This window comes from Amycolatopsis palatopharyngis (genome assembly GCF_003385185.1).
Taxonomy (GTDB): domain Bacteria; phylum Actinomycetota; class Actinomycetes; order Mycobacteriales; family Pseudonocardiaceae; genus Amycolatopsis; species Amycolatopsis palatopharyngis.
Genome location: NZ_PQHZ01000003.1, coordinates 203,832 through 228,283, shown reverse-complemented (window position 1 = coordinate 228,283; position 24,452 = coordinate 203,832). Strand labels below are relative to the sequence as shown.

Genomic DNA, 24,452 nt, shown 5'->3' with positions numbered 1-24,452 from the left:
TCCCGGGAAAGTGCGGGTCTGGGTGGCTGGGGTCGGAGACGTGCTCCGTCAGCGGGACATGATGCGGTCGACCGGCACGAACTGGGCGACTTCCTTGGCCGCCGTCACCACGCGGGCGCCGAGCTCGCGCATCCGCTTCGCCGGCATCCGCACGGTCGGCACCTGGATGACCAGTGCGGCCTGGGCGTGACCATCGGAGTCGAGGATCGGTGCGCCGACACAGCGCACGCCCGCCACGTTCTCTTCCTCGTCGATGCTGTACCCGCGAGTGCGGATCTCGGCGAGCTGGGCGGACAACTGCGCCGGGCTCGTCAACGTCCGTTCCGTAAGACGCGACAACGTCGGCGGCAGCGCCTTCACGTAGTCCTCGGCATCGGACGAATGCGCCAGGATCGCCTTGCCGGAAGCGGTGGTGTAGAGCGGAAAGCGGGCTCCGGGGTGCTGCTCGAAACGCAGCGGCAGCGCCGACTGAACGCGCAGCATCACAACGGATTCGTGGCCCTCACGAACCGTGAGGTTGACCGATTCCTCGGTCTCGGCGTTGAGCTGCTCCAGCACCGGCAACGCCTTGTCCAAGCCGAACCCACGCTGCGCCGCCTGACCGAGCAGGATCATTCCGGCACCGAGGTAGTAGCTGTCCGTCCGCGGATTGTGCGCGACCAGGCCCTCGGCGATGAGCGCCCGGACCACCCGGTGGGCAGTGCCCGAGGACAGTCCCAGCTGCGCGGCGATCTCCGATCCGGGCAGCTCCGCGGAGTTGTTCGCGATCAGCTTCAGCACGGCCAGCGCTCTGCCGATGGCCTGGGTGCCGGCTGGAGCCTGCATCTCCTTCTTCGCCAACGGACCTGACCCTTCTCCTCGCGCGCGTCACCAGCGAGTTCAGGTTACCCGCGCCATACGGAGAGTCAGTGGGTGTGTGCGCGCAACGCGACCGCGAGGTCGCCGCGCTCCTCGGTGACCACGCCGTCCAGCTCCAGCCACGCGGCCATCAAGCCAAGCTCCGCCGCCAGCTCGGCGGCCACCCGGACACGGTCCGCTCCCGGCTCGGCGAACGCGCCTCGCACGCGCAGCACTCCCGCCGCCCGATCGGCCTTGAGGTCGACCCTGGCCACAAGGTCACCGTCCAGCAGGAACGGGAACACGTAGTAGCCGTACACCCGTTTCGGTTCGGGAACGTAGATCTCGATGCGGTAGTGGAAGCCGAACAACCGCTCGGTCCGGTCCCGCTCCCAGATCAGCGGGTCGAAGGGGCACAACAGAGCGCGGCCGGTGATCCGGCGCGGTGCCCTCGCGTCGATGTGCCGGTAGGCCTGCTGCCGCCAGCCGGGAACCTGGACCGGTTCCAGCACGCCCTGCTCCACCAGTTCGGCCACCGCCTGCTTACTGGCCTGCGGGCTCAGGCGGTAGTAGTCGCGCAGGTCGGGCTCGGTCGCGATACCGAACGCCGTGGCCGCGCGGGCGGTCAGCTCCCGGGCACCCTCCGCCGCGTCGACCCGGCGCGCCAGCACGTCTGCGGGAAGAACCCGTTCCGGCAGGTCGTAGAGACGCTCGAAGCCGCGCCGGGTGCCCGTGGTGAGCTGTCCCATGCCGAACAGCCACTCGCAGATCTTCTTCACCTCCGAGCGGTCCCACCAGGCGCCGGGGACCCGGCGGGCAGCGCCGGTGAGTTCGCGTTCGATGCCCCCCGCACCGATCGGCCCCAACTCCTTCACCGCGGCGAGCACGTCGTCGACCAGAGACGGGGTGCGGTCGATGAGCTGGTGGTAGCCCCGCCACCAGCCTCGTGGCTTGGCCCCGGAATGCAGCAGTGGCCAGTCCTCGACCGGCACCAGGCTCGCCTCGTGTGCCCAGTACTCGACCAGCAGGCGGGGACGGCGCGGCGACGGCGTCCATGCGGCGTCGTCGACCAGCGCGGGCTCGTACGACCCGAGTCGCGCGAACAGCGGCGCATAATGCGCGCGTACCGCCACGTTCACCGAATCCAGCTGGATGACCTGCACGCGGGACAACACGCGTTGCAGATGCCGCCTGTTGGGTGTCGAAACAGGGCGGGGATCGGCGAACCCCTGCGCCGCCAACGCGGTACGGCGCGCGACGGAGATCCCCACCTTCGGTCCTGTCAGCCCGGTCATTTCTCGCATGATCCCGCCATCGTGCCAGCGGGGACCGACACTTTCGCCGCCGCACGCCGGACACGCCGTTCCGACCTGACCACGACCACAACGGCGGCCAGCACCAGCGCGCCACCGGCGAACTGGGCGGGGCCGATGTGCTCACCCGCGATCCACACCCCGAGCAGCACGGCGATCACCGGGTTGACGTAGGCGTAGGTCGCGACGGTGGAGACCGGGAGCCGATCGAGGACGTACACGTAGGCGGTGAACGCGATCAGCGAACCCGCGACGATGAGGTACACCAGCGCGATCCACGACTCGGCCGTCACCTCCGCGAACCGGACACGCTGGCCCGCACCGAGACCGACGAAGCTCAGCGCGAAGCCGCCGGCGCACAGTTCGACGGCGGTTGCGGCGAACGAGTTGGCGGGCATCGGCAGGCGCGTCGTGGCGACCGTGCCGACGGACCAGCTCAACGCGGCGATCAGCATGATCCAGGGGCCCCACCAGGCCGAACCGTGCGCTCCCTCCGACGGCCCGCCGAAGAGCACGAGCACCGCGAGACCGACGAGACCGAGCAGCACCCCGAAGAGCGTCACGGCCGGTGGACGTTCGCCAAGTAGCCGCCGCAGGCTCAGCACGAACAAGGGGATGGACGCGGCGAGCAGGGCGGCCACCCCGGAGGCGACCTGCGTCTCGGCCACGGTTAGCAGCCCCTGGCCACCACCGGCGAGCAGCAGGCCGACCACGATCGCCGACCCGAACTGCGCGCGCGTCATCCGCAGTGCGCCCCGGCCAGCGAACACCCGGACCAGCACCAGCAGGATCACGCCCGCGATCGAGAAGCGCAGACCCGCCGCGAGCAGCGGTGGCAGGGAGCCGACCAGGTAGCGAATTGCGAGGTAGGTCGATCCCCATACGACGTAAACGATCCCGAGAGCGGCCCACACCGGCCACGTTCTGTTGCCCATACGGGCACCATGCCATGAACCACCGACATAATTACAGTGGTTACTTTGGGAGAAGGGCGGATCTCTCCGGCACCGGGCGTCGGCAGCGGCTCGCCGACCACGTAGGTTGCGGGGATGAGCACTGCCGAGGTTCGCGGCGCGACCATCGAGGACGTCCCCGAGATCGCCCGGATTCAGCGGGATACCTGGCGCACGGCTTACGCGGAGATGCTCGGGCCACGAGCACTGGGAGAACTGGACTCGGACGGCATCGAACAACGCTGGGCCGCCGCCATCACGCATCCCGAAACGGACGTGTACGTGGCTGCCGAGGGAGACTTCACCGTCGGCTTCTGTGTGGCGGGCCTGGCGCCGGAGGAGGATGTGACCGCCGCCGATGGCAGCCTGCCCGAGGACGCGGGTGAAGTCGGTCTTGTCGCCACCCTGCTGGTGGAGCCACGCTGGGGCCGGCGCGGACACGGCGGCAGGCTGCTCGCCACGGCGGCGGCGGGCCTGCGTTCGGCAGGGGCGCAGCGGGCGGTCGCGTGGGTCGCGCAGGCCGACTCCGCATCCCTCGCCTTCTACCGCCGCGCGGACTGGCATCCGGACAAAACGGTACGGGTGCTCGACACCGGCGAGAAGACGATCCGGGAGATTCGCCTCACCGGTGGTCTCGACCTCCACCTGACGGAGTAAGCGCGGGATTGGCGCTTCCCGGGAGCGCGGATCCCGCGGTTGCCGGGCGTTCGCGGAAGATCACCCAGCGCATCGCGCTGTACATGAACAGGCCCTCGCACCCGCCGGCCAGGATCCGGGACAGGTGGTACTGCACACCGAGCGCCTCGAGTCCGCTGCCGACCCCGAGGATGAACGCCACGTAGTTCACCGTGATCGCGACGGCGTACAGCGCCGCTTGGCGTCCCACCGGAGCGTGTGAGCGGAAGTTCAGGCCGCGGTTGAGTACGAAGCTCAGCCCGAAGGCGATGACGTAGGCCCCGGTGATGGCCAGTGCGATCGGCACCTCCCACCAACCGTGCAAGATCGTGAGCAGGAGCAGGTCCACACCGAAGGTCGCGGTGTTGATCAGTACGAAACCGAAGAACTCCGGCGGCACCACCGCACCCAGCCCGAACGGCAGGCGTCGCACCACTGCGGCACAGAACCGCGTGAACCGAAGCGGAAAGCTCACCGGATCAGGCTGGCAGCGCCAGATGTCCGGCCGCCGACCAGTAGGTGATCATCTGGTGGCGATGTCCGCCGCGATCAGGTTCTGGACTCAGTTTTCTCCCAGAAACAACTGCTAGCGTGGAAAATTGGCGCTGCACAGGGAGGAACATGTTCGGCTGGTTGTGCGTGACGCTGGGCGTCGCGTTCGGCTCCGCGCTGGTTCCCCTCATCAGTGTCGAGGTCTTCGTGATCGGCTTGGTCACCAGCGATCCCGGGATTCCCTGGCTCGCCGTCGGCGCGGTGGTGGCGTTGGGTCAGATCGCCGGAAAACTCTTCTACTACCTGGCCGCACGGGGTTCCATCCGGCTGCCGAACTTCCTGCACGACCGGCTGCACCGCGAGCGGCCTCCTTCCGAGCGCCGCGACCGCTGGCGAGCGCGGACCAAAAGAGTCCGGCGCTGGATCGAAGCACTGCGGGAACGGTGTCACCGCCACCCACACTGGATGACCGGAACCTACGGCGTCAGTTCCGTGGTCGGCCTGCCGCCTTTCATGGCCACCACGGTGCTCGCCGGACTGGTCCGGATGCCGATGTCCACTTTCCTCGCGGCCGGGCTGCTCGGCCGGTTCGTCCGGTTCAGCGCGCTCGCTGCCGCGCCCGCCCTGTTCGCCGGCTGGCTACATCTGTGAGCTGACCGCATCCTGGAGCCGCGGGTTCGATGGCGGCAGCCGGGTTCCAACCCGAACCACATCCGCACAGGAACAGGGGTGAACATGGGCAGCACGACGACCCTCGGTCCCAGGTGGCGACGCTCCCGGCTCGGGGTCGGAGCCGTCCTCGCCACCGGTCTGGCACTCGGCGGATGCGCCGCCAACGATCCGCCGCCGACCGAAACCTCATCCGCCGCGGAGCGTGAGTCACCGTCGGCCGGCGCGAGCGAGCAGCGCTTTCCCGACGTCCTCGACGCCACCATCTCTCGGGAACCCGATGGGCTCACCGTCGCGGCCACCATCAGCTCGCCGTACGACTCCCCCGAGCGCTACGCCGATGCGTTCCGCGTGCGCTCTGTCGACGGCCGCACCGTGTTCGGGGTGCGCGAACTGGCCCACGACCACGCCGGTGAACAACCCTTCACCCGCAGCCTGACCGGCTTGGAAGTGCCGTCCGGAACCGATCGGGTCGAGGTGCAGGCCCGAGACATGGCCAACGGATGGGGCGGAGCCACACACATCGTCGCCGTACCGCCGAAATGACCAGCCACCCCTCGCACTTTCCCGGGAAAGTGCGAGGGGTGCTCGCGCGCTGTCAGTGGTCCTGGGCCTCGAGTTCCACGGCCCTGCGCATGGTCTCCCGTGCGCGGGTGCGGTCCCCGGCGACGTCGTAGGCGTATGCGAGGCGGTACCAGGTGCGCCAGTCCTCCGGTGCGTCGGTGACCTCGGCCCTGCGTTCCTCGAACCAGGAGTCGGCGGCCGCACGGTCGACCCGCCCGGACGGACGGCGCGGCAGGTCCGAGACGTCCGGCAGTGCGCCTTCCTCGGCCAGCCGCCGCGACAGGCGCTGGATCCGGGTGCCCGATCGCCAGGTCGTGACCAGTATCCATACACCGAGCAGCGGTAACAGCAGCACGCCCAGCCCGAGCAGCACGGGAACGAGCTCTCCGGTGCGCAACAGGGCGATCCCCCGACCGGCCAGCAGCACGAGGTAGACCGCCACCGCGGCCGTGAGCAGGAGCGCTATGTTGCGAGTTCTCACAGGTCGAGCACATTCTCCAGGCCGACGGTCAGCCCCGGCCTGGACAGCACGGACCGCACGGCGAGCAGCACACCAGGCATGAACGACGAACGGTCCATCGAGTCGTGCCGGATGGTCAGCGTCTCGCCCTCCCCGCCGAAGAGGACCTCCTCGTGCGCGACGAGCCCTGGCAGCCGCACCGAATGCACCCGCACGTCGTCGACGGATGCCCCGCGAGCACCATCCAGCTCCGCCGTGGTCGCGTCCGCGCCCGGCTCCAGCCCGGCCGCGGCCCTGGCCTGCGCGATGAGCCTCGCGGTGTGGGCCGCGGTGCCCGAAGGCGCGTCCGCCTTGCGGTTGTGGTGCAACTCGATGATCTCGGCCGATTCGTAGAACCGGGCCGCCTGCTGCGCGAACCGCATCGCGAGCACCGCGCCCAGCGCGAAGTTCGGCGCGATCAGCACGCCGAGTTCGGGCTTGGGCCGCAGCCACTCGCGCAGCGTGTCCAGCCGTTCGGCGGTGAAGCCCGTGGTCCCGACAACCGCGTGGATGTTCTGTTCGACCGCGAACCGCAGGTTGTCCATCACCACGTCGGGGTGGGTGAAGTCGATGATCACCTCGGCGCCGGCTTCGGCGATCTCCGACATCGCGTCGCCCGCGTCGACCAGCGCCACGGCCTCCATGCCTGCGGCTGCCTCAACGGCCTTCGCGGCCTGCGCCCCCATCCTTCCCCGCGCCCCGAGGATGCCGACGCGGATCGGGTTGTCCGTACCACGCTGCGCCGCGGCTCCCGCCGTTGTCGCCTCGGCCGGCTCGGACTGGGTCATGACGCGATCACCTCGTGCAGGTCGTCGGGCAGGTCGTCAGAGTGAGCGTACGGGCCGACCACCGCGCCCGCGGAAATACCCACCCGCCGCAACAGATCCTTGGCGAGCACGCATACCTCCTCGGTGGTGACCGCGTCGATCCGCGCGATCGTGTCGTTCACTCCGAGGTAGCGACCGTAGTTGAGCTCGTTCTTGCCGATCCGCGACATTCGCGAGGCCGTGTCCTCCAGCCCGAGCACCAGGCCACCCCGCAGCTGTCCCTTCGCCCGAACGACCTCGGTCTCGGTCAACCCGTGCTCGCCGACCTGCTCGAGCACCTCGCGCAGCACCCCGGCGACCTCGCCGAGCCGCTCCGGCTGACAGCCCGCATAGACCGAAAGGTGGCCGGTCTCGGCGTAGGAGGCGACCGAGGAGTAGACCTGGTAGGCGAGCCCTCGGCGTTCCCGCACCTCCTGGAACAGTCGCGAACTCATCCCGCCGCCCAGTGCTGCGTTGAGTACCGCCAGTGTGAAACGGCGCTCGTCGTGCCGGGCCAGTGCCCGCAGCCCGAGCATCACGTGCGCCTGCTCCGTGTCGTCGGTGTGCAGGGTCAGCGCGGTCTTCGAGCGGACCCGGCCCCGCCCCACACGCGGCGGCAACGGCGTGCCCGTACCGGCGGGATACGGCTTCAGTGCCGACCGCACCAGCCGAAGTACCTGCGCATGGTCGATGTTTCCCGCCACCGACAGCACCATACGAGGCAGGGTGTACTGCTTCTTGTAGAACGACCGCAGCGCACTCGGTCGCATCTGAGTGATCGACTTCTCGGAACCGAGCACCGGCCTGCCGAGGGGATGCTCGCCGAGGATCGTGCCGACGAAAGCCTCGTGCAGCAGGTCCTCGGGGTCGTCGTCGCGCATGGCGATCTCCTCGAGCACCACGCTGCGTTCGGTCTCCACATCGGAATCCGCGCATATGGCGCCGAAGACCACATCGGACACCAGATCCACCGCGAGCGGCAGGTCCTCGTCGAGCACCTGCGCGTAGTAGCAGGTGTGCTCCTTCGCGGTGAACGCGTTGAACTCGCCGCCGACCGCGTCGATCTCCTCCGCGATCTGCCGGGCATCACGTCGTCCGGTGCCCTTGAACAGCAGATGTTCCAGGTAGTGCGCCGCCCCGGCCACGCTCGGATGCTCGTCCCTTGATCCGATACCGACCCACAGGCCGACGGTCGCCGAACGCGAGCCCGGCACCCGTTCGGTGATCACCCGCAGGCCGCCTGGCAGGACAGTGCGTTTGACCAGCGCCCCGTCGGTGGCCGATTCGAGTGTCCGCGTGCGTCCCACGGGCTGCTCGTGCCCGGAAATCTGTCGAACCATCGTGTCCCTACTCCTGCGACGAACGACCCGTCACTCCCCGCGAGGCGAGTGACGGGTCGTTCGTCGGATTGCTGCGGTGGTACCGGGATTACTGAGCGGCGTCGGCCGTCTCGGTGTCGGCACCCTCCGCGGCAGCACCTTCGGTGGCAGCACCTTCGGCCGGAGCCTGGTCGTCCTGCACCACGATCAGGCTGATCTTGCCGCGGTTGTCGATGTCGGCGATCTCCACGCGGAGCTTGTCACCGACGTTGACGACGTCCTCGACCTTGTTGATGCGCTTGCCGTTACCCAGCTTGGAGATGTGCACCAGGCCGTCCTTACCCGGCAGCAGCGAGACGAACGCGCCGAACGCGGCCGTCTTCACCACGGTGCCGAGGAAGCGCTCCCCGACCTTGGGCAGCTGCGGGTTGGCGATCGCGTTGATCCGGTCGATCGCGGCCTCGGCCGAGGGGCCGTCCGCCGCACCGACGTAGATCGTGCCGTCGTCCTCGATGGAGATGTCGGCGCCGGTCTCCTCGGTGATGGTGTTGATCATCTTGCCCTTCGGCCCGATGACCTCACCGATCTTGTCGACCGGGATCTTCACGCTGGTGACGCGCGGCGCGTATGGGCTCATCTCGTCCGGGCCGTCGATGGCCTCGGACATGACGTCCAGAATCGCGAGGCGGGCGTCCTTGGCCTGGTTCAGTGCGGCGGCGAGCACCTCGGACGGGATGCCGTCCAGCTTGGTGTCCAGCTGCAGGGCCGTGACCACGTCCTTGGTGCCCGCGACCTTGAAGTCCATGTCGCCGAACGCGTCCTCTGCGCCGAGGATGTCGGTCAGCGCCACGTAGTGACGTTCCGACTTCCCGTCAGCGCCTTCCAACTCGTCGGAGACCAGGCCCATGGCGATGCCCGCGACCGGCGCCTTCAGCGGCACACCGGCGTTGAGCAGACCCATCGTGGACGCGCAGACCGAGCCCATCGAGGTGGAACCGTTGGAGCCGAGGGCCTCGGAGACCTGACGGATCGCGTAGGGGAACTCGTCCCGCTTCGGCAGCACCGGCACCAGTGCGCGCTCGGCGAGCATGCCGTGCCCGACCTCGCGACGCTTCGGCGTTCCCACCCGGCCGGTCTCACCGGTGGAGAAGGGCGGGAAGTTGTAGTGGTGCAGGTAGCGCTTGTGCGTCACCGGGGACAGCGAGTCGATCTGCTGCTCGAGGCGGAGCATGTTCAGCGTGGTGACACCCAGGATCTGGGTCTCGCCGCGCTCGAACAGCGCCGAACCGTGCGCCCTGGGGATCACGGCGACCTCGGCGGCGAGCTGCCGGATGTCGGTGAGGCCACGGCCGTCGATGCGGACCTTGTCGCGCAGGATCCGCTGGCGGATCAGCTGCTTGGTCAGCGAACGGAAGGCGGCGGCGATCTCCTTCTCCCGGCCGGCGAAGGCCTCGCCCTCACCGATGCCGACCTTGGCCAGCACATCCGCCTTGACCTCGTCGGTCGCCGTGTCGCGGTCCTGCTTACCCGCGATGGTCAGCGCCTTCGTCAGGTCGTCGGTGGCGATCGCGGCGACGGCCTCGTAGGCGTCCGGCTGGTAGGCCGGGAACGTCGGGAAGTCGGCGGTCGGCTTGGCGGCCACGTCGGCGAGCTTCTGCTGCGCCTCGCACAGCACCCGGATGAACGGCTTGGCCGCCTCCAGGCCCTCGCCCACGACCTGCTCGTTCGGCGCCTTGGCACCGGCGGCGATCAGGTCGAGGGTGTTCTCGCTGCCCTCGGCCTCGACCATCATGATGGCGACGTCACCGGCGTCGTTGACCACGCGGCCCGCGACGACCATGTTGAACGTGGCCTTCTCCAGCTGCTCCCAGGTCGGGAACGCGACCCACTGGTCCTCGATCAGCGCGACGCGGACGCCGGCGATCGGGCCGGAGAACGGGATGCCGCTGAGCTGGGTGGACGCCGAAGCGGCGTTGATGGCCAGCACGTCGTAGGGGTCCTGCGGGTCCAGGCTCTGCACGGTGATGACGACCTGGATCTCGTTGCGCAGTCCGTCGGCGAACGACGGGCGCAGCGGGCGGTCGATCAGCCGGCAGGTCAGGACGGCGTCGGTGGAGGGGCGGCCCTCACGGCGGAAGAACGAGCCGGGGATCTTCCCGATCGCGTACATCCGCTCCTCGACGTCCACCGTCAGCGGGAAGAAGTCGAAGTGCTCCTTCGGGTGCTTCGAGGCGGTGGTCGCCGACAGGAGCATGGTCTCGTCGTCCAGGTAGGCGACGACGGATCCGGCGGCCTGCCTGGCCAGCCTGCCCGTCTCGAAGCGGACCGTGCGGGTGCCGAACCGGCCGTTGTCGATCACGGCTTCGGTCTCGTGCACGGTTGTTCCGCTTGCGTCGGTCATATGGTGTTTCTCCTCATCGTCTCGGGCAACGCTGTCCCCACCCTTTGGGGCACGCCCGAGGAACGAGGCCGGTCTTCGATCGAAGCCCCCGGGTTCGACCCGGGAGCCACTACCGAGGACCGGCGAACTTGTCCTCGCGCGCGGTGCGCTCGCCCTGTTTTCTTCGTCTAACTCGTGTCTTGCTGTGTTTCCTGCGGTGATGCACCGAGGGGGAGCGACCCGGTGGCCACTCCCCCTCGGTTCAGCTCATCGGCGGAGGCCGAGGCGCTGGATCAGCGCCCGATACCGCTCGATGTCCACCTTCATCACGTAGTTGAGCAGCCGACGGCGACGGCCGACCAGCAACAACAGACCACGACGCGAGTGGTGGTCGTGCTTGTGAGTCTTCAGGTGCTCGGTGAGACCGATGATCCGCTTGGTCAGCAGGGCCACCTGGGCCTCGGGCGATCCGGTGTCCGAGTCGTGCACGCCGTACTCGGTGAGGATCGACTTCTTTTCGTCAGTGGACAGAGCCACGCTGTACTCCTTGTTGTCTCAGAAGAACGGTTCACACACAGGCGCCTCGGGCAAACCTCGGGCCCACCGTCGATCGCCAGTACAAGCTGACGCTCGCTGTGAATGTCGTTCTTCTCTGTGCCGTGCGGCCCGGACGATCGTTCACGCCGGGTGAGTCGGTCACGGCCGCCACGGACTGCAGCCGGACCCAACTATCGAGCGTAGCAGCCACGTAATTACCGCATGTGCTCGACAAGGCCGAAGCGCTCGATCGGGGTGTACTGCGGCCCCGGCTCACTGGCGAACAGCACGACCTCGCTCGCCGTCCACGAGGGCCCTCGGTATCTCGCGAGCGCGTTGGCAACGTTCTCGGACCCCAGCCGGTCCCGGTGCCGCGCGATGGTGAGATGCGGGTGGAACGGCCGGTCGCCGGACTCCGCTTCGGTGGCGGCTTTGGTAGCGGTAGCCAGCTCGCCCAGGTTTCCGTCCACTCCCACCCATAGTACGCCGGGAAACGTGCCGGACCCCGTGAGCCGTACCTCGCGTGCGGTCAACCCGGCCAGCGTCGTACCGAGGTGATCCGCTCTGACCTGCGGATCGTCGGCTCCGTAGAAGCCAAGTGTGATGTGCCACTGGTGCGGCGGGATCCAGCGCAGACCGGCCGCTCCCGGCTCCGCGTGGCCGGGGACGCCATCCAGCGCCTCCCGCAGCGACCGCACCGCGTCAGCCGGAGGCACCAGGGCACTGAACAACCGCACGCCACTCACCGCAACGTCCTCGGATGCCGCCCGAGTCCGCACGCCACGACGGCGCCACCCCGCCCCGGCGACACGTCCCCAATGCCACATTGGGGACGTTGGAGTTCCCCAATGTGGCATTGGGGACGTTGGAGTACCCGAAAGCCACATTGGGGACGTCTAAGTTCCCGAAAGCCACATTGGGGAACTTCGCGCCCGCCGATCAGCACGCCGCTCACCTCAGGAGTTCTTGCCCGCCCTGCGCAGCAGGTCCGCGATGGCGGGGAAGTCCGGGTCGAGCCGATCCGCGGCGTCCCCGAGGTTCTCGTCCTCGGCGACCTCCCGCAGCACGGCGAGCACAGCCCGATCGTCGGCGCCCGCTCCGACGGGGACGGTGTCCCGGCCGACGGTGGGCCTGGCATCGCGAACGTCCTCGAGCGCGGTCTGCATCGCCTCCCGGTTACCGGCGGCGACCGCGGGAATGAGGATCTTGCGTTCGAGCATGATCATCCGGGCGAGTACGACCGGGTTGCCGATCTTCGCGCGTCTGCCGCTCATCACCTGACTCAGCATCGGGGCGCTGATGCCGAGCACCTCGGCGAGGAAGGCCTGGGAGACGTCGAACGCCACCACCAATCTGCGGACCCGGTCGCCCAGTGGCTCCCCGTACCACTCCCGCTGAAGTGCGATGTTGCGCTGGACGATCTTCTGGTCCTCCACCTTTTCCTGCTCCCCTAGACAGCGAATGCGCGAACGGCCCCGTCCGGGCACATTACGAGCGGGCGGCCGCTGCCGAGCATCTTGCCAGGTAGCGCGCGCCGACCGTGGCCGAATCACCCAGCCGTTCGCATTCGCACCGCCAACGGGACCAGGGCGCGGGGGCGCCGCTCGGCGGCAGGCTCAGCCGGACCCCAGCGTGGCCCTGGTCCGCGCGACGTCGTCGTCGATCTGCGCCACGAGCGCGTCGGAGGAGTCGAAGCGCACCTGGTCGCGCAGCCTTCCGACGAAGTCCAGCGCGACGTGCTGGCCGTAGAAGTCCTCGTCCACGTCGAGCACGAAGGCCTCGACCGTGCGCTCACGGCCGGAGAAGGTCGGGTTCGTCCCGACGGAGACCGCGGCGGGCAGCCGGTCCCCTGGCTTGGCCGGCCGGGTGAACCAGCAGGCGTAGACCCCGTCGGCCGGAATCGCGGCGAAGCGCGGGGTGGACAGATTGGCCGTCGGGTACCCCAGGTCATGCCCTCGGCCCTCGCCGCGCACCACGATGCCCTCCAGCCGGTGCGGACGGCCCAGCGCGTCGGCCGCGGCCCCGACATCACCGGCATCGATGCAGGAGCGAACGTAGGTCGAGGAGAAGGTGATCTCCGCCGAGGTGTCCTCCTCCTGTGCGGTTTCGTCGGCGAGTGTGCGGCCCTGCAACTGTGCCCCGTGGGCGACGAACCCGAAGCGGGTGCCCAGTGTGCGCAGCAACTCGATGTTGCCCGCGGCCTTGGCGCCGAAGGTGAAGTTCTGCCCGACCACCACGACCGCCGCGTGCAGCCGGTCGACCAGCACCTCGTGCACGAACTCGTGCGCGGGCAACCGGGACAGCTCCAGGGTGAACGGCAGGACGGCGAAGACGTCGACGCCCAGTTCCTCGACGAGTTCGGCCTTGCGCCGCAACGTGGTGAGCTGCGCAGGGTGACTGCCGGGGCGCAGGACCTCCGACGGGTGCGGGTCGAAGGTGAGCACCACGCTGGGCAGCCCACGTGACTGCGCCGTCTCGACGGTCCGGCGAATCAGCGCCTGATGACCACGGTGAACCCCGTCGAACACTCCGATCGTGACGACGCATCGTCCCCAACCGCTGGGAAGATCCGCCAATCCGCGCCAACGCTGCACCGAACCACCTTTGCGTCAGACCACTGTCGTAGCAGAGACCACTGTGTGTCGTACCCCTGAAACTCTAGGCCGGGGCGAGGACGACGACCGTTCGGGCCACGTTCTCGGTATCGGCGGCGAGGGCGAGTACGCGACCGTCCGGATCGAAGACGCCGTACACACCGGGTATACCCGCCGCCGGAATCCGCTGGCCGTAACGAATGGCCCGCGCGGTGGCCGGATCGACGTCCCTGCGCGCGAAAGCGGCGGCGACCGCGGCGCCGAGATCGTAGGAGAGCGCGGGTTCCTCCTCCAGCTTCTCCAGCGTCCGTGCCGCGGCAAGTGTGAACGGCCCGACCGTGGTCCGGCGCAGGGCGACGAGATGGCCACCGACACCAAGTCCGGCGCCGAAATCCCGCGCCAGCGCCCGGACGTAGGTGCCGGACGAGCACTCGACCATGACGTCGAGTTCGAGCGCGCCCTCCTGGCGCCGCACACCGAGCAGGTCGAACCGGTAGACCGAAACGGGCCGGGCAGGCAGATCCACCTCCTCCCCAGCGCGCACGCGGGCGTAGGCCCGCTTGCCGTCCACCTTCACCGCGCTGACCGCGCTCGGCACCTGCTGGATGTCGCCGGTGAGCTCGGCGATCCCCGCCTGGATCGCCGCGTCGCCGACGGCGGCGACCTCGGCGGGCTCCGCCCGGGTGAGCACCTCACCCTCGCTGTCGTCGGTGGTCCTCGCCTCGCCGAGGGAAATCGTCGCGAGGTACGTCTTGCGGTCGAGCGCCAGATGCCCGAGCAGTTTGGTGGCCCGCTCGATGCCCAGTACCAGCACGCCGGTCGCCATCGGGTCGAGCGTGCCCGCGTGCCCGACCTTGCGGGTGCCCATGATCCGCCGGGCCCTGGCGACGACGTCGTGCGACGTCATCCCCGCGGGCTTGTCGACGATCAGCAGACCGGGCGGAGGGGCGGGTTTACGCGACTGTTGCTGGCGAGACACGCGCGCACTGTATCCATCGCGCTCACGTGCTCGGGCACACACGTCGAACTGCCGGCCAGGGCCGCGTGCTACGCGGCGGCCGCGCTGACCGTGCGCCGCTCCCGGTCCGGTGTATCCCAGCGCCTGCGCCGGATCCGCACGGGTAGTTGTTCACCGCGCGCCTGAGCGGCGAACAACTGCGCCCTGGTCCTGCGCCACCAGACCAGCATGCGCGACGCACCGAACGCCAGGAGTCCGATGACTGCCAGCAGGGCGATCCGGAACTCCCCTGTCCACTCCAGCAGTACTCCGATCGCCAGCGCCGACACCGTCGTCGCGACGAACCCGCCGACGTTGACCACGCCCGTGGCCGTACCGACCCGCCGCAGCGGGTTGTAGTCGCGTGCCAGCGCGAACGCGATCATCGAAACGGGCCCACCGAGGGAAAGGAACGCGAAGCTCGGCACCAGCACCGCGATCGGGATCGTGCCCGGCCACCCGAGCAGTGTCGCCCAGACCAGCGAGGCGCCGCCGAGGTAGCCGACGGCCAGTGGCAGGCGCAGCGAGGGATGACGCCCGATCAGGGTGCCCACCAGCGGGCCGCCAACCATCGACCCGAAGACGAACACGGTCAGCAGGGCGCTCGCCGACTTCGGCGCCAGCCCCTGACCGTCCACAAGGAACGGCAGACCCCACAGCAGGGTCAGCACGTTCGGCGCGAACATCGTGCTGAAGTGCAGCCAGAATCCCAGCCGGGTGCCGGGCACCCGCCACGCTTCGGCCACCTGCGCGCCCACCGCACGAGGCCCGCCCGCCGAGGTCCGCACGGGAGCCACGCCGAGCGGGGTGTCCCGCACCCGCAGGTTCACCGCGATCGCGAAGACGACGGTCACGATCCCGGCGATCAGGAACGTGGGGGTCCACCCAGGGCCGGCGAGCAGCAGGGTCAGCGGGACAGTCGCGGCCAGGTTGCCGACGTAACCCATCGCGGTGGTGAACGAGGTGACCACGGCGTACTGCCGCGCGGGGAAGTGTGCGGCGATCAGCCGCAGCACACTGACGAACGTCAGGGCGTCGCCCAGCCCGAGCACTCCCCTGGCCAGCAGGCCGACGGGGTACGACTGCGCGGTCGCCAGCAGCACCTGGCCGGCTCCGAGCACCAGCAGTGCGGTGGTGAGTACCGCACGCGGACCGAACCGGTCGACCAGCAGCCCGGTCGGAATCTGCATGGCGGCGTAGACGCCGACCTGCAACACGGTGAACGTGCCGAGGGCCGCCGCTCCGACGCCGAACCGGTCGAGCGCCTCCAGCCCGGCGACGCCGAACGAGGTGCGGTGGAAGACGGCGAGTAGGTAGACGGTGGCTCCGGTCAGCCAGATCGCCCAGGAGCGACCGGTCGCTCGCTGGGACATCGACTGGGTGGGCACGGCACTCCTTCGGTGAGGACGACATCGGCGACGGATGGCGACGGATGAGGACGGGTCGCGGGCGCCGGCGTTGCCGCACCGCTCATTAGTTGTATCGGCTACGCAACGCCGAAACATACCCGTTATCGAAGTGCGATTGCTCACGTGCTGGTCAGGTGGTCCTCACGCCCCTGACCGCACCCACCACGGCCCAGTGCCCCGAGTGCCACCGCACGACGACGGCGACCAGGCGCAGCAGCATGAACACCGACAGCCCGGTCCAGATTCCGGCCAGCCCCCAGCCGAAACCGAGCGACGCCCAGATCAGCGGCAGGAAGCCAAGCACGGCGCTGCCGAGGGTCGCGGTGCGCAGGAACGCCGCGTCGCCCGCACCGAGCAGCACACCGTCCAATGCGAACACGATCCCCGCGACCGGCTGCAGCGCGACGAAGAACCACCAGGCGTTCGGAATCTCCGCCAGTACCCCGGGATCTGTGGTGAACACACGCGGCAGCACCTGCGACACCGCGGCGAACACGATTCCCAGTACACAGCCGAACACCAGTCCGTACCGGGTGATCTGCCCTGCGATACCCCGGGCCTGCCGGGACGAGCCCGCGCCGAGCGCGGCCCCGACCAGGGACTGCGCCGCGATCGCGACCGAGTCCAGGACCAGCGCCAGAAACGTCCAGAGCTGCAGCACCACCTGGTGCGCGCCGACGGCCGCCGTCGAAGTGCGGGCCGCCACGGCGGCGGCCGAGACGAAGCAGGCCTGGAAAGCGAGACTGCGCAGCACCAGGTCCCGGCCCATCCCGAGTTGTGCCTTCATGACGGGCAGGTCCGGGCGCAGCGGCACCCGCTCCCGGCGCAGCGCGTTGAGGAACAGTGCCGCCGAGATCACCTGGGCCACTACGTTGGCTACAGCCGATCCCTCCAACCCCCAGCCCACCGGGTAGACCAGGATCGGACAGAGCACGGCGGAGATGCCGTTACCCGCGAGCACGTAGCGCAGCGGACGCACCGCGTCCTGCACGCCACGCATCCAGCCGTTGCCCGCCATCGTGATCAGGATCAGCGGCGCGCCGAACAGGGCGATCCGCAGCCAGGAAGCCGCCTGCTCGGCGATCTGCGCGTCCCCGGAAAGTCCCCTGGCCACCGGCGCGGCGAGCAACTGACCGGCGAGCAGCACGACGATGCCGACCGCGATGGCGATCCATGTCGCCTGCACACCCTCGCTGACCGCCTCCGCCCTGCGACCGGCACCGTGCAGCCGGGCCGTGCGGGCGGTGGTGCCGTAGGACAGGAATGTGAGCTGGGTGGACACCAGTGTGAGCAGCACCCCGCCGAGTGCCAGCCCAGCCAGCGGCAGCGCGCCGAGATGGCCGACGACGGCGGTGTCGACCAGGACGTACAACGGTTCCGCCGCGAGCACTCCGAGCGCGGGCACGGCAAGGCCGAGCACGCGCTTCGGCGCCACCCGGCCGGTTGCGGAATGCTCGGGTGTCACAGCCTCGCGAGTCACAGCAGCGGGGCCTCCGCGAGTGCGGTGCGTACCTGCCGCAGTGCCTGCTCGACCGTACCGTCGAGGGTGCAACCCGCGGCGAGACGATGCCCGCCGCCACCGAGTGCGCGGGCGGCCGAGGACACATCTATTCGCGACTTCGCCCGCAGGGACACGGTCCACTGTGCGGGGCCCGACTGTTTGAACACGGCGGCCACCTCGGCCTCCCGGACCGAGCGAACCACGTCGATCACACTCTCGATCTCCTCCAGCCGAACACCCGCGGCGTCATCTTCGGTCACCACGGCGTGAGCCAGGCCGAGGCCGCGAGCGGCTGTGGTGTCCAGCCTCGCCGCGCTGAGCACCCGCGCCAGCATCGGCAGCCAGCCGAATGGGCGCTCCTCGGCCACCTCGCGTACGACGCGGTCCGGGTCCACGCCGGCCGCCAGCAGCCGTCCGGCCACCCGGTGGGTCTGCGGTGTCGCCCTGCGAAAACCGCTGGTGTCGGTGACCAGACCCGCGTAAAGACAGCGCGCCACGGGCTCGTCGAGGTCCGCACCCAGCTCGTCGAGCAGGCGCAGCACGAGCACGGCGGTGGCCTCCGCGGTGTCGTCCACAACGTGGTCGGTGCCGTAGAACGTGTTGGATGCGTGGTGGTCGATCACCAGCACCCGGCCCCCGGCTCGTTTGGTGCTGTCGACCCGTTCCCCGAGCGCACCGAGCCTGGCGGGGCTCGCCGAGTCCAGCGCGATCAGCAGCGGCTCCGAATCGGGCAGTTCGGTGGCGGGGACCCACAGCCCCGGATCGAGTCCGCGCAGGCTCTCCGGAACGGTCGCGGGTTCGGCGAAGCTGACCCGCACCGTGGCACCCCGGTGCGCCAGCACCTGGGCCAGTGCGAGCGCGCTCCCGAGCGCGTCGGCGTCGGGCCGGATGTGGGCCAGCAGGGTCACGTCGGTGGCCTCGCGCAGCAGCGCGGCGGCGCGGGCGAGGTCGTCCAGGGCGAGAGTGCTCACGACTGCAAGCTACGCTTCTCTCCCGATGCCCGAGTACGCGATCCTCATCCTGCCCGCAGCCAACCGCGTCTACCACGACGTGTCACCGCGGTTGCTCCGCGCCGAACTGGAGATACTCGGCGACACCGCACTGTCCCAGCCGGTGACCGAGATCGAGCAGCGCGAGATCGCCGGGACGGAGTACGTCACCTTCGCGACGGAGCACCCGCTGACCGAGGACGATGTCGCGCATCTGTCCGATCTGTCCTCGATGTACGTGCTGTTCGAGGTGGCCGGTGCGCTCCTGCGCCCGATCCGCACCAGCCCGCTGGCGTGGTTCGACTCGGACCTGCTCACCATCCAGAAGTACCCGGGCAAGACGAACGAGCTGTTCACCAAGCTGCTGCTGAACATCACCCTGCTGGCCGCCGGTCGCGCCACGACGTTGCGCGACGCGCCGGCGCACGTGCTCGATCCGTTGTGCGGCAGAGGTACCACCCTGAATCACGCGATGATGTACGGCTGCGACGCGACCGGGTTCGAGGTGGACGGCCGGGATTTCGAGGCCTACGAGCAGTTCGTGAAGACGTGGCTGCGCACCAAGCGGGTCAAGCACAGCGCGGAGGCGGGTGCGGTGCGGCGTAACAAGGTGCGCCTCGGCCGAAAGCTGGACATCGAGTTCGGCCTGACCAAGGAGCGGTACAAGGCCGGGGAAACGCGCAGCCTCACTTACTACAACTGCGACACACTGACCATCGACCAGCTGTTGAAGCGGGACTCCGTCGACGTGATCGTCACCGATGCCCCCTACGGCGTGCAGCACGGCAGCCGGGCCGCTGGTTCGGGGCCGGTGCGCAGCCCGCGGGAACTGCTGGCCGCGGCGGTACCCGGGTGGACCCGGGTGTTGCGCCCCGGTGGCGCGATCGGGATCTCCTGGAACACGAACGTCGCCAAACGCGAGGAACTCACCGAGATCCTCGCCGGTGCGGGATTGCGGGTCCGTGCCGGCGGCCCCTACGACCAGCTCGAACACCGCGTGGACCAGGCGATCCTGCGCGACCTGATCGTCGCGGTGAAGGAAGTCCCGCACGAGGGACGTGGTGAAACGCACCGGGACCAATCCGCGCGCTGAGCCGCCCGTCGCGGGCTGTGGCAGGGTGGCAAACGAACGGCAGGGCGATTCGGGGAGTGGTGTCATGACGGAGGGGCGAGAGTGGGAAGACCTCGCGACCTCGATGGCGCATATGGCCCGCGACCTGCTGTACCAGGGCTCTGTTCAGGAGACACTGGACCGGATCGTGACCCACGCGGTGGACCAGGTCGAAGGCTGCGAGGCCGCGGGCGTCCTGGTCCTGCGTGGCGGCAGGGTCCTGACGATGGCGCTCACCGACAACGTGGTCCGCGCTTCGGACCGGCTGCAGGGCGAGCTCGGGGAAGGCCCCTGTTTCGATGCCGCGTACCACAAGCGAGAAGCTTTCCGGATCGCCGACCTGACCAGTACCGAGCACAGGTGGCCGCGGTATGTGCCCCAGGCTCGCGAACTCGGGGTCGCGAGCATGATGGGGTTTCTGCTCTTCACCGACGGTGAGGACGATCTCGGCGCGCTCGATCTCTACTCGTCTCAGCCCGGTGCCTTCACTGACCTCTCCGAACACGTCGGCTGGATTCTGGCCTCCCACGCGGCGGTCGCGCTGGCCAGTGCCCGCAACGAAGCGCAGTTACACGAGGCGATCCGCACCCGGCAGGAAATCGGAGAGGCGCTCGGAATTCTCATGGAGCGGCATGGCCTCACCGAGCAACAGGCATTCGCCGCACTGACCAAAGCATCGCAGGACCACAACATCAAGTTGCGCGAAATCGCCCGCACCATCAGCACCAAAGGCGAAATCCCGAGTACTCGCTGATTCAGCAGGCGGGGACCGTACTCCCGATCGCCACCATCGCGGCGATCGAGCGAAACCTAGGCGCGAGAATCCGCGTCACTGTCGGAATCGGACTCGATGGCGGAGTCGGCGTCCTCATCGGCCAGGTCCTCGTCGTCCGTACGCGGCACGCGGTACGGATCAGGATCGCCCGCGGGTTCGGCTCCGGTCGCCCGGCGAGCCACCTCCGCGTCGGCCTCCCTGGCCTTGGCGAGCAGGTCCTCGATGCGCTTGGCGTCCTCGGGCACCCGGTCCGCGACGAACTCGAGGGTGGGCGTGTACCGCACCCCGGTTCCTTCCCCGACCTTGGTACGCAGAACTCCGCGAGCGGACTCCAGTGCCGCTGCCGCCGCCGCGTAGTCGGGCACAGCGTCGAGCGTCTCACCGCGAACGGTGTAGTACACGGTGGCGTCCCGCAGATCGCCGGTGATCCTCGCGTCGGTGACCGTCACGGTCGCCAGCCGGGGATCCTTGACCTGATGCTCCAGTGCGGACGCGACGATCTGCGCGATCCGTTTGGCCAACCTGCGTGCACGAGCCTGATCGGCCATGGGGCACCCCTTTCAGCTAGTGAGTTAGTCGTCCGGCCCGAGTAACCGATGCCGGGCGGACAGCAGCTCCAGGTCAGGCCTGGCTGCCACCAGTCGCTCGCAGTTCTGCAGTACCTCGCGCGCGTGCGTGGCGTCCGCCGCGACGACCGCCACTCCGATCAGGGCGCGCCGGTGCAGATCGAGGTGCCCTGCCTCGGCCACGGAAACCTCGAACCTTCGCCGGATCTCGGCCACCAGTGGCCGCACCGCCGACCGCTTCTGTTTCAGCGACCGGACGTCGCCGAGAAGCAGGTCGAGTTCGAGAGCACCGACGTACAAGGAACCTCACCTGAGCGTGATTTCGTGCTGTACCGGTGGGTGGGCCGGGTGCCCGAAGTGGACACCCGGCCGCTACCGATATCTGTCAGACGCGTGGCTTCTCGCGCTGCTCGTAGGTCTCGATGACATCGTCGACCTTGATGTCGCTGTACCTACCGAGCGTGAGACCACACTCGAAGCCCTCACGGACCTCCACCGCGTCGTCCTTGAACCGCTTCAGCGAGTTGATGGGCAGGTTCTCGGCGACGACCACGTTGTCCCGGAGCAGACGAGCCTTGGCATTGCGCCGGATCTGACCGGAGGTGACGAGGCAACCGGCGATGGTGCCGATCTTGGAGGACTTGAAGACCTCGCGGACCTCCGCCTTGCCGAGCTCGACCTCTTCGTACTCCGGCTTGAGCATGCCCTTCAGGGCCTGCTCGATCTCCTCGATCGCCTGGTAGATCACCGTGTAGTACCGGACGTCGACGCCCTCGCGGTTGGCCCGCTCGGTCGCCTTGCCCTGTGCTCGCACGTTGAAGCCCAACACGATCGCGTCGGACGCGGTCGCCAGGTCGATGTCGCTCTCGGTCACGCCACCGACGCCGCGGTGCACGATGTTGAGCTCGACCTCGTCGCCGACCTCCAGCTGCACCAGGGATGCCTCGAGCGCCTCGACGGTACCCGAGTTGTCACCCTTGACGATCAGGTTGAGGGTCGAGGTCTCCTTGAGAGCGGAGTCCAGGTCCTCGAGGCTGACGCGCTTGCGCTTGGCCGCGTTCATGGCGTTGCGGATCCGGGCCTGGCGGCGCTCGGCGATCTGCCGTGCCACCCGGTCCTCGTCCACCACCAGGAACGTGTCACCGGCACCGGGCACCGAGGTGAACCCGATGACCTGAACCGGCCGCGACGGCGTCGCCACGGTCACGTCCTCGTTGTGCTCGTCAACCATCCGCCGGACGCGGCCGTAGGCGTCACCCGCGACCACCGAGTCACCGACCCGGAGCGTGCCGCGCTGCACCAGCACCGTGGCGACCGGACCGCGACCGCGGTCCAGGTGTGCCTCGATCGCCACACCCTGGGCCTCCATGTCGGGGTTCGCCCGCAGGTCCAGGGCAGCATCGGCGGTCAGCAGGATCGCTTCCAGCAGGCCCTCGATGTTGACACCCTGCTTCGCCGAGATCTCGACGAACATCGTGTCGCCGCCGTACTCCTCGGCGACCAGGTTGTACTCGGTGAGCTGCTGGCGGATCTTGTCGGGGTTGGCCCCCTCGACGTCGATCTTGTTGACCGCGACCACGATCGGCGCCTTGGCCGCCTGGGCGTGGTTGATCGCCTCCACCGTCTGCGGCATCACACCGTCGTCGGCCGCCACCACGATCACCGCGATGTCGGTCGAGTTCGCACCACGGGCACGCATGGCGGTGAACGCCTCGTGACCAGGGGTGTCGATGAAGGTGATCAGCCGCGAGTTGCCCTCGAGGTCGGTCTCGATCTGGTAGGCACCGATGTGCTGGGTGATGCCACCTGCCTCGCCCTCGAGCACCTTCGTCTTACGGATGGTGTCCAGCAGGCGGGTCTTACCGTGGTCGACGTGACCCATGACGGTCACGACCGGCGGCCGCACCTGCAGGTCCTCTTCGTCACCGGCGTTCTCGCCGTAGGTGAGGTCGAAGGTCTCCAGCAGCTCGCGGTCCTCCTCCTCGGGGCTGACCACCTGCACGCGGTAGTTCATCTCCGAGCCGAGCAGCTCGAGAATGTCGTCGGACACCGACTGGGTCGCGGTGACCATCTCACCGAGGTGGAACAACACCTGCACCAGCGCTGCCGGGTTGGCGTCGATCTTGTCGGCGAAGTCGGTCAGCGAGGCTCCCCGCGCCAGGCGGATCGTCTCACCGCCACCCTTGGGCAGGCGAACGCCGCCGACGCTGGGCGCCTGCATGTTCTCCATGTACTCCTGGCGCTTCTGCCGCTTCGACTTGCGCCCCTTCCGCGAGGGGCCACCGGCGCGACCGAAGGCACCTGCCGTGGCGCCACGACCGCCGCCACCGCGGCCACGGAAGCCGCCACCACCGGGGGGGCCACCGCCACCGGGACGGAAACCGCCACCGGCACCGCCGCCACCGGGAGGGCCACCGCCACCGGGGCGGAAACCGCCACCGGCACCGCCGCCGCCACCACGGGGACCACCGGGTCCGCCACGGCCGCCACCGGGACCGCCCGCGGGACCACCACGGGGACCACCGGGTCCGCCACGGCCGCCACCGGGTCCGCCCGCGGGACGGGCCGGACGGGTGGGCATCATGCCCGGGTTCGGCCTCGGCGGCATGTTGCCGGGAGTCGGCCGGTTGCCGCTTGGCGCGTTACCGCCGCCACGGGGACCAGCTGCCGGACGCTCTGCGCCTGGCCGGGCATTGCCGCCACGCTCGCCACCCTGCTGACCGCCACCGGGACGCGGCGCGGCCGGACGCTGCGGGGGCGAACCCGCACCGACGCCGAACGGGTTGTTGCCGACCCGCGGGGTACGCGGGCCGGGCTTCGGGCCTGCGGGCTTCGGGCCCTGCGGCTTCGGCGGCACGACCGCGCCGCCGGAGCCACCCTGCTGCGCGGGCGGAGTCTCCTGCTGCGGAGTCGCCTTGGCCGCGGGAGCCTCCTGCTCCGGCTCCGGCTGGGCCGGCGGAGTGGGGGCTGCCGGACCGGGACGCGGTCCTGGCTTGGGGCCGGGCTTCGCCGCGGGACGGGCCTGCGACTGTCCGGGCTTCGGCGCGTCGGCCGAAGGCGGGGTCGAAGGGGCCGACGGTGCGGGCGGAGCCGAAGGGCTCGGTGCCGACGGTGCCGACGGTGCTGCCGGAGCCGCCGGAGCCGACTGGGACTCCGCCGGTGCCTGCGGCGCCTGGGATGTGGGTGCCGACGGCTTCTTGCCACCGGACCTGCTTGGCTTGGATTCCTTACCGGGGAAGGCATCACGCAAGCGGCGGGCAACGGGTGCCTCGACCGTGGATGATGCCGACTTCACGAACTCGCCCTGCTCTTTCAGCTTGGCGAGAACGTCCTTACTCGTTACTCCGAGCTCTTTTGCAAGCTCGTGTACGCGGGCCTTGCCTGCCACTGCTCTCCTCAACTGGTGAGGCCGGCGGCTAGACCCGCAGACCTCGTCCTATCGTCGCGCGTTCATGGCTTCAGCTTC

24 protein-coding genes are annotated in these 24,452 nt (G+C 69.2%); 5 read left to right on the top strand and 19 right to left on the bottom strand.

Features of this window, described 5'->3' with window-relative positions; translation table 11 throughout:
- Positions 1–48: 48 nt before the first annotated feature.
- The 3 genes from D0C15_RS03650 to D0C15_RS03640 form a co-directional block, all read right to left on the bottom strand.
- Entirely contained in the window at positions 49–825 is a 777-nt protein-coding gene (locus tag D0C15_RS03650) for an IclR family transcriptional regulator (RefSeq protein ID WP_116040920.1), read from the bottom strand.
- 80 nt (positions 826–905) lie between these two features.
- Positions 906–2,132, bottom strand: a complete 1,227-nt coding sequence (locus D0C15_RS03645; protein ID WP_116040889.1) for a winged helix-turn-helix domain-containing protein — start codon at positions 2,130–2,132, stop codon at positions 906–908.
- Positions 2,129–3,085: an EamA family transporter gene (locus D0C15_RS03640; protein WP_116040888.1), complete on the bottom strand. Its 957-nt coding sequence runs from the start codon at positions 3,083–3,085 to the stop codon at positions 2,129–2,131. The genes D0C15_RS03645 and D0C15_RS03640 overlap by 4 nt, the downstream gene beginning before the upstream one ends.
- 114 nt (positions 3,086–3,199) lie before the next feature.
- On the opposite strand from D0C15_RS03640, the gene D0C15_RS03635 reads away from it, so the two are divergent.
- A complete protein-coding gene (locus D0C15_RS03635) occupies positions 3,200–3,760 on the top strand; it encodes a GNAT family N-acetyltransferase (protein WP_116040887.1) in 561 nt (186 codons plus the stop codon).
- On the opposite strand, the gene D0C15_RS03630 is transcribed toward D0C15_RS03635, so the two are convergent.
- Positions 3,726–4,253, bottom strand: coding sequence for a GtrA family protein (locus D0C15_RS03630; protein ID WP_245975543.1), 528 nt, complete (start codon positions 4,251–4,253; stop codon positions 3,726–3,728). The genes D0C15_RS03635 and D0C15_RS03630 overlap by 35 nt on opposite strands.
- 146 nt (positions 4,254–4,399) lie before the next feature.
- Here D0C15_RS03630 and D0C15_RS03625 point away from each other — a divergent pair, with 146 nt between their 5' ends.
- Both D0C15_RS03625 and D0C15_RS03620 read left to right on the top strand, forming a co-directional pair.
- Positions 4,400–4,921: a YqaA family protein gene (locus D0C15_RS03625; protein WP_116040886.1), complete on the top strand. Its 522-nt coding sequence runs from the start codon at positions 4,400–4,402 to the stop codon at positions 4,919–4,921.
- A gap of 84 nt (positions 4,922–5,005) precedes the next feature.
- Entirely contained in the window at positions 5,006–5,485 is a 480-nt protein-coding gene (locus D0C15_RS03620) for a hypothetical protein (RefSeq protein WP_116040885.1), read from the top strand.
- Positions 5,486–5,537: 52 nt separating this feature from the next.
- On the opposite strand, the gene D0C15_RS03615 is transcribed toward D0C15_RS03620, so the two are convergent.
- The 12 genes from D0C15_RS03615 to D0C15_RS03560 all read right to left on the bottom strand — a co-directional run bounded on the left by D0C15_RS03615 (position 5,538) and on the right by D0C15_RS03560 (position 18,516).
- On the bottom strand, positions 5,538–5,984 hold the full coding sequence (locus D0C15_RS03615; RefSeq protein ID WP_116040884.1) for a hypothetical protein: 447 nt from the start codon (positions 5,982–5,984) through the stop codon (positions 5,538–5,540).
- Positions 5,981–6,790 (bottom strand): 4-hydroxy-tetrahydrodipicolinate reductase, encoded by an 810-nt coding sequence (gene dapB / locus D0C15_RS03610; protein WP_116040883.1) that lies wholly within the window; start codon positions 6,788–6,790, stop codon positions 5,981–5,983. The genes D0C15_RS03615 and dapB overlap by 4 nt, the downstream gene beginning before the upstream one ends.
- A complete protein-coding gene (locus D0C15_RS03605) occupies positions 6,787–8,148 on the bottom strand; it encodes a M16 family metallopeptidase (protein ID WP_116040882.1) in 1,362 nt (453 codons plus the stop codon). Before D0C15_RS03605 ends, dapB begins: the two co-directional genes overlap by 4 nt.
- 88 nt (positions 8,149–8,236) lie before the next feature.
- A complete protein-coding gene (locus tag D0C15_RS03600) occupies positions 8,237–10,528 on the bottom strand; it encodes a polyribonucleotide nucleotidyltransferase (protein WP_116040881.1) in 2,292 nt (763 codons plus the stop codon).
- Positions 10,529–10,774: 246 nt separating this feature from the next.
- Entirely contained in the window at positions 10,775–11,044 is a 270-nt protein-coding gene (rpsO, locus tag D0C15_RS03595) for a 30S ribosomal protein S15 (protein ID WP_091676530.1), read from the bottom strand.
- Between the two features lie 215 nt (positions 11,045–11,259).
- A complete protein-coding gene (gene thpR, locus D0C15_RS03590; protein WP_245975542.1) occupies positions 11,260–11,790 on the bottom strand; it encodes an RNA 2',3'-cyclic phosphodiesterase in 531 nt (176 codons plus the stop codon).
- A 210-nt stretch (positions 11,791–12,000) separates the two neighbouring features.
- On the bottom strand, positions 12,001–12,480 hold the full coding sequence (locus D0C15_RS03585; RefSeq protein WP_116040879.1) for a helix-turn-helix domain-containing protein: 480 nt from the start codon (positions 12,478–12,480) through the stop codon (positions 12,001–12,003).
- Positions 12,481–12,660: 180 nt separating this feature from the next.
- Entirely contained in the window at positions 12,661–13,638 is a 978-nt protein-coding gene (locus tag D0C15_RS03580; RefSeq protein WP_116040878.1) for a bifunctional riboflavin kinase/FAD synthetase, read from the bottom strand.
- A gap of 64 nt (positions 13,639–13,702) precedes the next feature.
- Positions 13,703–14,617: a tRNA pseudouridine(55) synthase TruB gene (gene truB, locus D0C15_RS03575; protein WP_116040877.1), complete on the bottom strand. Its 915-nt coding sequence runs from the start codon at positions 14,615–14,617 to the stop codon at positions 13,703–13,705.
- A gap of 68 nt (positions 14,618–14,685) precedes the next feature.
- Positions 14,686–16,008: an MFS transporter gene (locus D0C15_RS03570; RefSeq protein WP_116040918.1), complete on the bottom strand. Its 1,323-nt coding sequence runs from the start codon at positions 16,006–16,008 to the stop codon at positions 14,686–14,688.
- A gap of 166 nt (positions 16,009–16,174) precedes the next feature.
- Entirely contained in the window at positions 16,175–17,524 is a 1,350-nt protein-coding gene (locus tag D0C15_RS03565; RefSeq protein ID WP_211323072.1) for an MATE family efflux transporter, read from the bottom strand.
- Entirely contained in the window at positions 17,521–18,516 is a 996-nt protein-coding gene (locus D0C15_RS03560; RefSeq protein ID WP_116040876.1) for a DHH family phosphoesterase, read from the bottom strand. The genes D0C15_RS03565 and D0C15_RS03560 overlap by 4 nt, the downstream gene beginning before the upstream one ends.
- Positions 18,517–18,541: 25 nt before the next feature.
- On the opposite strand from D0C15_RS03560, the gene D0C15_RS03555 reads away from it, so the two are divergent.
- Both D0C15_RS03555 and D0C15_RS03550 read left to right on the top strand, forming a co-directional pair.
- A complete protein-coding gene (locus tag D0C15_RS03555; RefSeq protein WP_116040875.1) occupies positions 18,542–19,627 on the top strand; it encodes a TRM11 family SAM-dependent methyltransferase in 1,086 nt (361 codons plus the stop codon).
- Positions 19,628–19,691: 64 nt separating this feature from the next.
- Complete coding sequence (locus D0C15_RS03550; RefSeq protein ID WP_116040874.1) at positions 19,692–20,399, top strand: GAF and ANTAR domain-containing protein; 708 nt, start codon at positions 19,692–19,694, stop codon at positions 20,397–20,399.
- 56 nt (positions 20,400–20,455) lie between these two features.
- Here the strand turns inward: D0C15_RS03550 and rbfA are convergent, their stop codons facing one another.
- From rbfA to infB, 3 genes are all read right to left on the bottom strand, one after another.
- Complete coding sequence (rbfA, locus tag D0C15_RS03545; protein ID WP_116040873.1) at positions 20,456–20,968, bottom strand: 30S ribosome-binding factor RbfA; 513 nt, start codon at positions 20,966–20,968, stop codon at positions 20,456–20,458.
- Positions 20,969–20,992: 24 nt separating this feature from the next.
- Complete coding sequence (locus D0C15_RS03540; protein ID WP_116040872.1) at positions 20,993–21,286, bottom strand: DUF503 domain-containing protein; 294 nt, start codon at positions 21,284–21,286, stop codon at positions 20,993–20,995.
- An 85-nt stretch (positions 21,287–21,371) separates the two neighbouring features.
- On the bottom strand, positions 21,372–24,374 hold the full coding sequence (infB, locus tag D0C15_RS03535) for a translation initiation factor IF-2 (protein WP_116040871.1): 3,003 nt from the start codon (positions 24,372–24,374) through the stop codon (positions 21,372–21,374).
- Between the last annotated feature and the right edge of the window lie 78 nt (positions 24,375–24,452).